Raw genomic sequence first — 12,790 nt, forward strand, 5'->3', positions numbered from 1 at the left:
GGATCCCGGGATACCGAAACAAGTCCCACGTACCCCCGAGGTCGTCCCGCGCCTCGAGCATGACGAACGACTTCCCGGGGTGCACCGTCGTCAGTTCGACCGCCGCCGCGATGCCCGAGAGGCCGGCGCCGACGATCACCACGTCGACGCGCTCAATGGTCTGATCCATAGAGGTCACTTCCCGCCTTGTTCACACGATGCGTCTCAGCACGTCGGACCGGCCCGGCACCACGGTCCGAACTTCCCGGTGGTCTTTGGGCAGGGCATTGCGACGGCCGCGCACAGTTGAGTAGAGTCATATGACTAGATCGGACGTATAAATCATTCGTCCCACTCGATGGTAGCCAGGTCCTCCGGCCCGGCGTCAACCCCCGGCGAAGTCGATCGCGTCCTCCGCGGCCAGGCGTCACCGCTGCCGCGCACCCGCACGCCGACACGGCGACCGCCCGACCCAAGGAGCAATGAATTGCTGAGCACGATGCAGGACGGGCCACTGTCGCTCGCCAATCTGCTGCGCTACGCGACCTCCGTGCACGCCGACGCCACCGTCACCACCTGGACGGGCCGGGCGGCCCGCCGGCGTACGTTCGGTGAACTCGGAGCGCGGGCCGCGCGGCTGGCGAACGCTCTGCGCGGTCTGGGCGTCGGGCCTTCCGATCGCGTGGCGACGTTCATGTGGAACAACTCCGAGCACATGGAGGTCTACGCGACGGTCCCCGCCATGGGTGCGGTTCTCCACGCCCTGAACATCCGTCTCTTCCCCGAGCAGCTCGTCTTCATCGCCAACCACGCCGAGGACCGCGTGGTATTCGTCGACGGGTCCCTGGTGTCCACCTTCGAGGACGTGCTCCCCCGGCTCCACACCGTGCGCCACGTGATCGTCGTGAACGGTGACGCATCCGCTCTCCGGGCGCCCCGGGGGGTCGAGGTCCACGACTACGAGACCCTCCTCGAGGCGCAGCCCGGCGTGTACGACTTCCTCGTGCTGGACGAACGCTCGGCCGCGGCGATGTGCTACACCTCGGGCACCACGGGCGACCCCAAAGGCGTGGTGTACTCCCACCGTTCGCTCTACTTGCACGCGATGCACGTGACCACTCCGGCCGCGATGGGGCTGGCGGCGAGCGACACGTGTCTGGCGATCGTGCCGATGTTCCACGTCAACGCCTGGAGCCTGCCGTTCGCGTCCATGCTCTCCGGCGCGTCGCTCCTGATGCCCGACCGCTTCCTGCAACCCGAGCCACTGCTGGCCATGATGGAAGCGGAGCGACCGACCACCGCCGCCGCCGTACCGACCATCTGGACGGGACTCGCCGCCAGGCTCGCCACCCACCCGCAGGACATCAGCCACCTACGCGAAGTCGTCGTGGGAGGCGCGGCCATGCCGCCCACACTGATGAAGACCTTCGAAGAACAGCACGGGGTCAAGGTCGTCCACGGCTGGGGAATGACCGAGACCTCGTCCGTGGGCACGGTCGCCCACCCGCCCGCCGGTGCGGCCGGCGAGGACCGGTGGCGCTACCGGGTGAGCCAGGGGAGGTTCGCACCGCTCGTCGAGTTCCGGCTCAAGGACGACAACGGCACTCCCGTACCCCACGACGGCGCTTCATTGGGCGAACTCCAGGTGCGCGGCCCCTGGGTCACGGGCTCCTACTACAGCCCGAGCGACGAGCCGGTCGAAGCCGGCGCCTTCGACGACGGATGGCTGCGGACCGGTGACGTCGGCCGGATCAGCCCCGACGGATTCCTCACCCTGGTCGACCGGGCGAAGGACGTGATCAAGTCCGGCGGCGAGTGGATCTCCTCCATCGACATGGAGAACGACGTCATGGCGCATCCAGCCGTCGCCGAGGCGGCCATCTTCGGCGTCCCCGACGAGCGCTGGGACGAACGGCCCTGCGTGGCCGTCGTTCTGAGGAACGGCGCGGGTGAACCGGCCGACGCCGCGACGCTGCGGGAACACCTGGCCGAGAACTGGGCCAAGTGGCAGCTCCCGGAACGCTGGACCTTCGTCGCCGAGATCCCCAAGACCAGCGTGGGCAAGTTCGACAAGAAGGCCCTCCGTCGTCAGTACGCCGATGGCCGACTCGCCTTCATCCGCCTGGATTAGAGGCCGGCCGCGCCGGTGGGCCGTCGGGAACGACGGCCCACCGGCGCTTCTCGGACCGGACGGGGGCCGGGGCGAGAGCCCGGCTTGAGCCACTCCCGCCCGCCCCGATGGTCACGCGATCACGGAATCGCCGACCGCATCGGCCTTTCGCGCGCTCTCGTCCAGGAAGGCCTTCAGCGTCGCGCAGGCGGTCGCCGCGTCGCGCAGCGTGCGCTCCTTGTCGCCGTTCGTGAGCATCTGCAGCGAGAGCCCGTCGACCATTCGATATCGCGACCCGCAGCACCGAGTGGAGCTCCTCGTCCGGGAGCAGTACGTCGACCCGGCGCAGGACGGCCTCCGACGACTTGAGGAAGGCGTCGTAGAAGCTGACGGAAAGCTCGGCGCCGCCCTCGCGGCCCACAGCGTGGCCCCGATCATCGCCCGCATCCGAACGGGGTTCTCCACGCTCCACCGCATGGCTCGCGTCAGGCACTGCTCGATGACGCGCCCCGGGCTCGCGCCCTCGCCTTCCGGCAGATCGACGTCGACGGGCAGCTCGTCGGAGAGCTGCTCGAACACGGCGAGCAGGAGATTCTCATTGTTCTGGAAGCAGTAATGGAGGGAGGCAAGAGGCGCCTTGGCCTCATCGACGATCTTCCGGGTGGTGGCTCCGTCGGCACCCTCGCGAGCGATCACCCGCCCGGCCGCCTCGATCAACTGCTCCCGCCGCGCCTCCGCCGACACGTACGCCAGCGACACTCCCTGAGGAGTTGACTCAGTCATTTGAACCACTTCAACGTATCGTGGTCCAGACATCTCCTCATGGCGAAGCAGGCGGCCGGCGCTGCACGTTTCCTTCCAGCGGAGGGCCCGACACGGGTGTCGGGCCCTCGGTGTGTCGCTCAGGCCCGGGCGACGCTCCTTTCGTCCGAGGCCGGCTCCGCACCCGTCGCCACGTTGTGGTCGTGCAGAGCGCGGTACGAGAGGAAGTACACGAAGAGCTGAGTTCCCCAGGTGCCGAGAGCGAAGATGTAGAAGGTGGTGCCGTACTCGTCGTCGCCCGGAATCGGGAAGAAGTCGTACGTGACGGCGATCGCGGCTGCCGCGGCGGTGGTCAGCGCGGCACCGACGGCCAGGCCCCTGGCGCGGATGTTCCAGAGCCGCCAGGAGAGGTAGGCGAGGAACAGGGTGGAGAGCGCGTTGACGACGACGTAGAACGTCGCCGGGACGACGTGGAGTCCGTCGCCGTGGAACTGCCGGAGATACAGCCCGGCGACGATGCCCAGCGCGAACACGGCGATGTCGACCGCCTTCGTCGGCTTGTACCGGTGCGTCACTCGCATCAGACCCATGACGAGGATCAGGGAGACACCCACCGACCGCGAGAACGCGTCGAAGAAGTACGCGATGGCGTACATGGGGCTGCCCTTGTCGCCTCCGAGGAGGGACCAGACGAGGAAGTTCGAGCCGGACGTGGCGATGATGAACCATTCCAGGCCGAGCAGGTAGTTGCCGTACCGCCGGATGAGTTTCCAGCCGTAGAAGAAGCCGGCGAAGATCATCCAGATGTCTGCCAGCATGAGCAGCAGTTCTTTCATGGCGTGCGGTTCCTTTGGTCAGGCCCTCTCGGAGCGAGCAGTCTTGTTCAAGACGCGGTGGCTTCAGCCCATCGGCCGGACCGGGCACGTGAGGTCAGCACGGTCACCACGACGAGCAGGGCGAGAAGGCCGGAGATCCCGTAGCCGATGCCGTAGAGGCCCTTCGCGGCGACCTCGAGTCCGGTTCCGGGCACCGGGACCACGGACGCACTGAGGTCGACGCTGACCAGCGACGTGCCGAGGGCGAAACCCACAGCCATGAAGGTGCCGGCGGCACCGGCGGCCATGCCGGCCTTCTCCTCGGGCACTGCCATCTGCACCAGGGTGAAGCTCGCGGTGTAGCCGATCCTGCATCCGACACCCATCACGGCAGCGCCCACGAGGTAGTGCCACGGCCGGTCGTGCGCCACGGCGAGCCAGGCGAGTCCCGCCGCGCTGATGAGCGCCCCGAGGACGAAGACGGGCACACCACGCCCGTTGAACAAGGCACGGTCGAGCACCGAACAACGCACCAGGAACGCAACCGCGAAGGGCACCATGAGCCATGCGGTGTCCAGCGCGCTGAGCCCGAGGCCGTAGGCGTCCGCAGGGCGAAGAGCCTCGGAAGCGATCTGGGCGTACGTGCTGAGCAGGAGCAGGAAGGCCGAGTTCACCGCCGCGAACAACGCGATGCACAGACACGAAGCGGTGACCAGGGGCGTCTTTATCAGTGCCACGTCGAACACCGCCGAGGACGACCTCCGCTCCACGCGCACCCAGGCGATGCCACCGACGATGCCGGCCGCCAGCGGAATGAGCGCGGCGCTGCCCCACACGAGGCCCTGCGTCAGAGTGAGCAGGATGGCAGCGACCCACGCGATCATCCACACCGTGCCGAGCACTCCGATGCGGCGGGCGCGCTCGGCGGGCGGGGCGTGCGGGATCGTGGTGTAGGACGCAACGGTCGTGACCGCACATGCGGCGGTGAGGATGACGAAGAAGCTTCGCAGCGACAGGTTCTCGACGATGAAGCCGCCGCCGATCATGCCGGCGACGATGCCGACGCCGGTGGCGATGACCAGGACCGCGACTCCCACCGGAATGCCGCTCTCGCCGAGATTGCGGCGCAGGAAACCGAGCGGGAGCAGCTGTGCCGCGCCACCGAAGCCCATCAGGGCGCAGCCGACCAGAAGGGTCGGATACGAGTCGCCGACGGCGGGGACGAGCGCGCCGACGGTGAGGAACGCGGCGGCCGCCACGGAGGTGTTCCGATCGCCGTGCACGTCGGCGAAGCGCGGCAACAGGATGAAACCGGCTCCCCCGCCGAGGGTGAGCACCGAGTAGACCCATGTCGTGTCGGCCACTGTGGCGAGGTGGTACTGCGCTTGGATGACCGGCAGGAGCGGCGGCAGGACGAAGACGACCGCGTTGGTCAGGACGACCAGCAGCGCGGCTACACCGATGAGCGCCCACTTGTTCTTCACGGGGCGCGAAGGCGCCTCGTGGGCGAGGCCGGGGGGCCGGTGGGTTTCTGTCATGGGTTTCTCCGGTTCCTGATCAGATGGGGCCCGGGCGCCCGGCGCCGATGGCGAGGCGGCCTTCATGGCCGAGCAGCTGCATGGGCGGCAGGGGTTTTCCTCGGGGCGCAGGAAAGCGAGGTCGTCGCCCGTCGAGAGCCCGTCGGTGATCACGCCGCGATCGCCCGTGATCACCTCGGTCGCGGCGCCCGCGAGGGCGTCGGCAGGGAGGTAGGGCAAGCTTGTTCTTGCCATGACAGGACCGCTCCGTCGCAGGGGCGGCGCTCGGGAGCGGCGTCGCCCCGTACGCTAGGGCAAGTTAGTCATCCGTTCAAGACGTTCGACTAAGAAAATTCATGACCCAGCCACGGCGGTGCGTGGAACCTCGGCAGGAGGGGCCTGGGAGCGGGCGAGCGCTCCGCTCCTCAGGCAGAGGTCAGATCTTCACCGGATCGAAGGTCTCGACCAGCGGGTCACAGCCCGAACGCCAGGGGCGTGAGCTCGTGGGGATCCAAAGAGAGTTCGGTCCAGATCGTTTTGCCGGTCGGCGTGTAGCGGGTTCCCCAGCGTTGCGTCAGTTGTGCGACGAGGAAGAGGCCGCGGCCTCCCTCGTCCTCCATCGCGGCTCGCCGCAGGTGGGGGGAGGTGTGGCCCCCGTCGGAGACTTCGACGATGAGTCCGCGTTCCCGGATCAGCCGCAGGCGGATCGGTGGGCGGCCGTAGCGGATCGCGTTGGTGACCAGTTCGCTGACGGCGAGTTCCACGGTGAACGATGCGCCCTCGTCGACTTCCCACCGTTCGAGCCGTTCACCGACCAGCGACCGCGCGCGGCCCACTTCGCCGGGGTCGGCGGGTATGTCCCAGGTGGACACCTGGTCCTCCGCGAGGGCGTGCATCCGGATCAGGAGCAAGGCGGCGTCGTCCTCCGGCGGCCGCGGCAGCAGCGCGGCGGTGACCCTGTCGCAGAGGTGTTCCAGAGGGTCGCACCCAGGGCGGGAAACCGCCTCGCACAGGGCACGAATCCCCGCATCGATGTCCCGGTCCCGGCTTTCCACCAGTCCGTCGGTGTACAGCGCGAGCACCGCACCCTCCGGGACCTCGACTTCCGCACTCTCGAAGGGAAGGCCGCCCAGGCCCAGCGGCGGCCCGGCGGGAAGGTCGAGGAGTTCGGCGCGTCCGCCGGGCGCGACCAGAACAGGAGGCGGGTGGCCCGCTCGTGCCATGACGCAGCGCCGCGAGACCGGGTCGTAGATCGCGTAAAGGCAGGTGACGCCGAACGCCTGGTCCTCCGCCTCATCCGCCGTCCGGACGGCACCGGCCTGGATCACCAGGTCGTCCAGGCGGGCGAGAAGTTCCTCGGGCGCGAGATCGAGCGCCGCAAGGGCGGCCACGGTCGTACGCAAACGCCCCATCGTGGCAGCCGCGTTCATGCCATGGCCCGCCACATCCCCGACCACGAACCCGACGCGTGCCCCGGACAGCGGAATGACGTCGTACCAGTCCCCACCGACACCCACTGGCCCCGCTGCCGGCAGATAGCGATGGCCCAGCTCCACCCCGGCCGGCCGGGGCAGCGCGCGGGGCAGGAGGTCTTGCTGCAACGTCAGCGCGGTCGCGTGCTCTCGGGCATACCGGCGGGCGTTGTCCACACACACTGCGGTGCGGGACGCCAATTCCTCGGCCAGCGCGACTTCCTCGGCATCGAAGGGATCACGCGGCGCGGACCGTACGAAGGCCACCACACCCATCGCCACGCCCCGGGACTCCAACGGCACCACCAGAGCACCGGACGCCGGGTCGGAGACGGGCGCGGCGTCCGCAAGACACCTCGGACCTGCCTCGTCCAGGGCCGCAGCCGCGATGTCACCGACCGCCGCGGCCCGGGCGTTCCGGGCCACCTCGCACAGCTCGGAACTGGCCTTGCCGCCGTTCGCCGGCACCGGGGGGTCCTGCCCGCTCAGGACCGACGCGGACAGGCCGACCACGACCGCGTCCGCGAACTCCGGAACCACCAGATCGCCCAGCTCACCCGCCGTGCGCCGCATGTCCAGAGTCCCACCGATACTGGACCCCGCCCTGCTGAGCAACGCCAGGCGCTGCTGCGCCACGTAACGCTCGCTGATGTCCACGCCGGTCTCGCAGACCCCGACGGGCACCCCTTCCTCGTCGTTGAGCACGAAGTACGAGGCGGTCCAGACGTGCTCACGCAGGGGCCTCAGCGGGGTGACGCTCCGGTAGCGCATGTCGATCACCGGTTCGCCGGTCCGCGCGACGCGTCGGATGATCTCCTCGACGTCCTGCACCTCACGGCCTTCGTCGTACAGGAGCATCCCCTCCGGGAGGAGGCTCTTCAGAGACTTCCCTGCGCATTCCTCCACGCGGACGCCGAACTGCGCTTCGACCGCGTGGTTGAACCAGCGAATCCGGCCGTCCGTCTCGTAGATGGTGAGCAGGACGGGCGACTGGTGATAGATCCCGGCCGTCACGGCTCGATCGACGGCCCGCTCGCGCAGTTCTCTCGCGGGCATCGCCCGGACGAGCCAGGCAACCCCGGATGCGCCGCCGGACAGTCGACGGCAGTCGACGGCCACGTCGACGCGGTGCCCGTCACGGTGGCGTACCGACCGGATGTCCGGCGTCCGCCCACGACGCCTCCCGTCGGCGAACACGCCAGCGCTGGTGTCCGCGTCGGCCAGGATCACGTCGGCAGGGCGTCCCAACACCTCGTCCGGGCGATATCCGAACAGCGTCTCGGCCTCTCGGCTCCACCCCACGAGCCGCCGCTCGTCGTCCAGCACCATGATTGCGTCATCGGCCGCAGCCACACCGGCGGAAAGACCGCCTCGCGAGGGTCCCGCGTCCTGTTGGCTGCTGAACTCAGTCATGGCCGTTCCGAGTGTCCGGTGGTACGGAGCCGTGGCCTGTCCAATGTATCGCCGGATCTTGCACCTGGCCCATTCTCGCATATTGATCATATGATCCAGTCAATCGACCCTGTTCAATCGACTGGATCTTGTCAAGATCCCTGCGCGCGGAGGACCCCTGTGCCCCTTCCCGTCGAGCGGCCGACACCGAGGTCCGGCCCGGACTGCAGGCCGACCCTGCCGGGCCCCGTCGCCACCGCCACCGGGGGGAACCTCCGCCCGCGTGGCGCGGGCTCCTGGATCCCGAGTCGCTCCTGGCAGCCGACTTTCTCGCCGAGGTGCTCCCGCAACCTCTGCACACCCTCGGCCTGGAGGGAGTACGGCGGTTCGCGGCCCCGCAACCTCCGCCCCGCCGGACCCAGGTCGCGTCCGTGACGGAAGAGGACGCCACTTGGACCGACCCGTTCGGGGTGGTCCGCTCCGTGCCGGTTCGTCTACCGTCCGCACGCGCGGCGCACGGGTACGTCCGACCTGCCCTGCCTGCTGCATCTCCACGGCGGGGGCTTCACGGTCGGCAGCCTGGACGGCGTCGACGAAGTATGCCGTCTGTTCAGCCACCACGCCGAGTGCGTCGTGGTCTCGGTCGACTACCGGCTGGCCCCCGAGCATCCGTTCCCCGCCGCCATCGACGACACCAGGACGGCCCACGCCTGGCTCGTCGAGAACGCGGACCGCCTCGGCATCGACAGCCACCGCGTCGCGGTCGGTGGCGACTCGGCCGGTGGAGGGCTGGCGGCGTCGCTCTGCCTCGACCTGCGCAGCCGCGGACTGCCCCAGCCCGCGCTCCAGGTCCTCGTCTACCCGGCGGTGGACGACTCTTTCGCACGCCCGTCCTGGACCGAGTTCGCGGACGCCCCCTGATGGGAACCGCCGACGCGCAGTGGTTCTGGCGTCAGTACGTGGGCGACGCCGGCGTTACTCCCGGCTCACTCGCGGTGCCCTTCAAGGCCGCGACCCTCGCCGGTCTCGCCCCCGCCCACGTCATCACCGCGGAAGTGGACTGCCTGCGCGACGACGCCGAGGCGTATGCGCGACGGCTCGGGGCAGAGGGCGTCCCGGTGCGGCACCGCCGGTACCGCGGCGTGTACCACGGGTTCTTCACCGAGATCGACGCCTTCACGAAGGCCACGAAGCTGTCGCGGATGCGTGTACCAGCCTGCGCGGTGTCTTCACCGACGGAGTTCTCCCGGCGTGACCCAGCCATCCGGCCCACGCCCGCCCGAGACCTCATGCCGCCCGCAAGGCGGAAGGGCGCGCGATCGCGGGTTACGCTGCGGCTCCCGCCGGAGGGGGTGGCAGACCTGGCGACAGCAATGCTGAGAGGGCCGCGGTGTCGCATGTGAGAAGCCCCGAGGACGCCCTGAACAGCACCTTTGCCCTGCTCGCGTCGAGCCGAGCGGACCGGCGGAGACAGCCGTTCCACGGCGCCCCTCCGTCCCATGGGCGACGCGGGCCCCCTCAGCCCGAAAGAGGAAGCCTCTGGTCAGCGCGTCCTCCCCCGCGCCTTCAGCTGCGTCGTCGGCCCCTCCGGCGCGTCCAGCCGGTCGCCGTCGTAGCCCTTGACCTCGCCGAAGCGGTCGCCCGTCATCCAGTCCTCGCGCGCCCGGCGGATCTCCTCGTCCGTGCGGCCCACGAAGTTCCCACCACAACTCAGGTGCCTGCATCACCGACGCGCTCTCCGACCGATGCGGGTCACGGTCCCTGGGGCAGCCACGGTCATCTCCCACCGCCTCTGCGACCGACAGCCCGCGAGCCGCGTCCATCCAGAACACCCTGTGCTCGCCCGACGGTTCGCAAACAAGGACCACGGCCAAGATCCGGACCATTCCCGGACCGCAATGCCGATCGGCCACCCTTACATCAGCCGTTTTGGCTGGTCAGACCGCCTGCGCTCCCTGTCCCGCCAGCAGACCAAGAACCTGCTGTTCTCTCGAGGTCAGAAATCAGGCGGCTTCCCAGAGGCCGGCGTCCAAAATCCGGGCGGCCTTGGTGATGCTGCCCGGCATCAGGTGCCGGTAGGTCCGGTACGTCTCCTCGATGGACTTATGGCCCATCCACTCCGCGACGTCGGTGATCGGGATACCATTCCCGAGGGCGTTCGAGGCGAAGTAGTGGCGGAAGCCGTACATCCCCACCCCTTCCTCCGGCGGCAGGTCCGTGAAGAGCTTCTTCACCCGGCGCCGCTCCATGCCTTCGGTGAAGTAGCCGCCCGGACCGCGCAGCAGGTAGCCGTCCTTCGTGGTGCCGTGCTTCTCCTCATACCGCTCGATCGCCTCCCGGACCGACCGGGGCAGAGGAACCTCGCGGAACTCCCCGGTCTTGCGGTGCTTCAGCTTCGCCGGCCTCAGCGTGTTGGAATGGATCTGCTCCCGCACCCGGTACACGTCCTGCGCCACGACGTTGTTGACGTTCACCGCCCGCGCCTCACCGTTGCGCAGGCCGCATCCCGTCATCATGACGATCTCCAGCGCCAGGTCCTCGTCGGCGACGGCCAGCGCTTTCGTCACGTAGGCGAGCGATGGGATGGCAACCGTTGACCGGACGTATTCGGGCTCCTGGATCCCCTTCACCGGGTCGTCCGCCATGGCCCCCTTGGTGTAGGCGTCCCGCAGGATGGTCTTGAGGACCCGGAATATGTTCACCTGGTTTCCGCGGCCGACGCCGTCGCTCTCCATCTCGTCCAGGAAGCGCTCGATCACCATCGGCGTGACCGAACTCAGCTTCCGCGACCCGAGGCGGGGGACGATGTGCACGTTGATCGAGCTGTCGACGTGCCAGCCGGTGGAGTAGTCCGTCATCTTGCGCTGCCGAGGACGCCACTGCTTCGCGTACTCCTCAACCGTCAGCTGACCCAGTTCACGGCGGGCGGCCGCCACCGAAGGAGCCGTGGTCTTTTTCTCCGCATACAGCTGCGTGAGGCGTTCGATCGCATCATCCTGCGTGCCGTAACCAGACTCCTCGCGCTGCTTGCCGAGCGCGTCCCGGAAACGGATCGAGTACGGATGAGGGCAGCGGGTCGGCTTCGCACAGCCGCAGTCCTTGAAGAAGGACCCCATACCGCGGGCGAGCTGTCGGGCCATGTGACGCACCATCCGTTCCAGCCCAAGAACCTGCTCAGGCGCCGCACTGTAGGTCGCAGGTCAGCAACCGGGACACGTCCGGGACGCATGCTGACCGTTTGCTGACCTGAGGGGGGCACATGATGCCCCTGACCTGCGGCGACGCCAAACAGCTAGATCTTGGACTTGAACATGGTACGTATCACGGAAGTACTCCCGGGCTAGGCTCCCTGCCTGCTTTTTTGCAGGTCAAGTGCTGTCTTCCTACCTTACAACGAGTCGCAAGTCCGGTCAGCTTGTCCAGCACATCCCCGGGCCGCTCCTCCCCGTCCCCGTGCGCCTCGGCTCCGCCCTGAGGGCGGAGGGGCGGGCGACCATGGAGCCGGCTATTCCCGTCCAGGAGCACCGCCGCCCCGTCAGCTCATACGAGACGGCACAGGCGAGAACAGACGTCGGGCGGTCGGGGGGAACATAGCAGCAAATGACCGGTTGCAGCGGCGACTTCACGTGCCCGCCGGCGCCGGGCCGCGCAGGACGACAGCCGAAACTCATCGAGCCTGTTGCCGAGCCCGCCGTTGATGCCGAAGAACGACTGCTGAAGGCAGAAGCCCTTCAGCCGGACCGCCACGGTCGGACCGGCCGGCCCGGCTGATGTCTCAGCGTGCGCAGGCATGCTGCGATGCGAGCGGTGTGAGGTGCTGGCTGCTGATTGCGGGCGGCCGAGGCACGGGGAACGCGCGTGCGGGGCGATCGCTGGGATCGTCCCGCACACGTCACGCCTCACGCCTCACGCCCCGGGCCGCGGCCCGGGTGGTGGGATCAGCCCAGTTTCCACTGCTGGTTGGTGCCGCCGTTGCAGGTCCACAGCTCGACCGGCGCACCGTTGGCGGTGGAGCGGTTGGTCACGTCCAGACACAGACCCGACTGCACGCCGGTGATGGTGCCGTTGGCGTTGATGTTCCACTGCTGGTTCGTACCGCCGTTGCAGTCATAGATCTCCACTGACGTTCCCGGCGACGTCTGCTTGGCATGCGCGTCCAGACACTTCGCACCCCCGTACACGGTCAACTGCTTCGACGAGGTACCGGCCCAACCCTGACCCGCACCACCGTCACAGTCATAGACCTCCACCTGCGTACCGTTGACCTGCGTAGCACCCGGCACATCCAGGCACTTGCTCGCACCCACCGCACGCAACGCACCCGACCCACCCCCACCAGATCCACCAGACCCACCAGACCCACCGGACGTAGAACCCCCACCGGTTTGGACCAGGCTGAAGTCGTCGACGTTCACCCAGTTGCCGGCATTGGCGTTGGAGTACACGCCGACCTGGATCGACCCGTTGGTCACATTGATGCCCGGGATATCGACCTGTGTCCAACCGCCGATCGACTGGTTGATCGGATGATCCATTTCACTTGCGCCGAAATTCTTGGCGAAGATGTTCGCCGACTTCTGTCCGCCGCTGCTCTTCACCCACGCCGACAGCGTGTACGTCCCGTTCGGGTCTGTCCAACGAACGGTGCAATTCGGGTTGTTGAGGTTACTGTCGGGCGGCGGTGAGACGGCCGTCGAAGGTGATGTCGAAGGCGTTCAGTGCGGCCTTCCAGCGCATGGTCCA

The 12,790-nt window shown here is 68.3% G+C and carries 8 protein-coding genes and 2 pseudogenes; 2 read left to right on the forward strand and 8 right to left on the reverse strand.

Annotation, left to right across the window (positions count from 1 at the left end):
* On the reverse strand, nucleotides 1–178 hold a 178-nt coding region (locus tag AB0M87_RS32700), incomplete at its 3' end, for an NAD(P)-binding protein (protein WP_365859452.1).
* A 288-nt stretch (nucleotides 179–466) separates the two neighbouring features.
* On the opposite strand from AB0M87_RS32700, the gene AB0M87_RS32705 reads away from it, so the two are divergent.
* Nucleotides 467–2,110: a long-chain fatty acid--CoA ligase gene (locus AB0M87_RS32705; RefSeq protein WP_365859440.1), complete on the forward strand. Its 1,644-nt coding sequence runs from the start codon at nucleotides 467–469 to the stop codon at nucleotides 2,108–2,110.
* Nucleotides 2,111–2,221: 111 nt separating this feature from the next.
* Here the strand turns inward: AB0M87_RS32705 and AB0M87_RS32710 are convergent, their stop codons facing one another.
* From AB0M87_RS32710 to AB0M87_RS32725, 4 genes are all read right to left on the reverse strand, one after another.
* Complete coding sequence (locus AB0M87_RS32710; protein ID WP_365859442.1) at nucleotides 2,222–2,833, reverse strand: TetR family transcriptional regulator; 612 nt, start codon at nucleotides 2,831–2,833, stop codon at nucleotides 2,222–2,224.
* A 158-nt stretch (nucleotides 2,834–2,991) separates the two neighbouring features.
* A complete protein-coding gene (locus AB0M87_RS32715) occupies nucleotides 2,992–3,687 on the reverse strand; it encodes a transporter (RefSeq protein ID WP_365859444.1) in 696 nt (231 codons plus the stop codon).
* Nucleotides 3,688–3,734: 47 nt separating this feature from the next.
* On the reverse strand, nucleotides 3,735–5,438 hold the full coding sequence (locus tag AB0M87_RS32720; RefSeq protein WP_365859446.1) for an MFS transporter: 1,704 nt from the start codon (nucleotides 5,436–5,438) through the stop codon (nucleotides 3,735–3,737).
* 218 nt (nucleotides 5,439–5,656) lie between these two features.
* The gene (locus AB0M87_RS32725) at nucleotides 5,657–8,068 is read right to left on the reverse strand and encodes a SpoIIE family protein phosphatase (RefSeq protein WP_365859448.1); all 2,412 of its coding nucleotides are present in this window, start codon (nucleotides 8,066–8,068) and stop codon (nucleotides 5,657–5,659) included.
* Nucleotides 8,069–8,590: 522 nt separating this feature from the next.
* Here AB0M87_RS32725 and AB0M87_RS32730 point away from each other — a divergent pair.
* Nucleotides 8,591–9,450, forward strand: a pseudogene (locus tag AB0M87_RS32730) (alpha/beta hydrolase).
* Between the two features lie 140 nt (nucleotides 9,451–9,590).
* Here the strand turns inward: AB0M87_RS32730 and AB0M87_RS32735 are convergent.
* From AB0M87_RS32735 to AB0M87_RS32745, 3 genes and pseudogenes are all read right to left on the reverse strand, one after another.
* Nucleotides 9,591–9,746: pseudogene (locus AB0M87_RS32735) on the reverse strand (pirin); the annotation flags it as partial.
* 304 nt (nucleotides 9,747–10,050) lie between these two features.
* The gene (locus AB0M87_RS32740; RefSeq protein ID WP_365859449.1) at nucleotides 10,051–11,187 is read right to left on the reverse strand and encodes a tyrosine-type recombinase/integrase; all 1,137 of its coding nucleotides are present in this window, start codon (nucleotides 11,185–11,187) and stop codon (nucleotides 10,051–10,053) included.
* Nucleotides 11,188–11,985: 798 nt separating this feature from the next.
* Nucleotides 11,986–12,645 (reverse strand): ricin-type beta-trefoil lectin domain protein, encoded by a 660-nt coding sequence (locus tag AB0M87_RS32745; protein WP_365859450.1) that lies wholly within the window; start codon nucleotides 12,643–12,645, stop codon nucleotides 11,986–11,988.
* Nucleotides 12,646–12,790: the final 145 nt, after the last annotated feature.

The sequence above is a fragment of the Streptomyces sp. NPDC051320 genome (genome assembly GCF_040682175.1).
Taxonomy (GTDB): Bacteria; Actinomycetota; Actinomycetes; order Streptomycetales; family Streptomycetaceae; genus Streptomyces.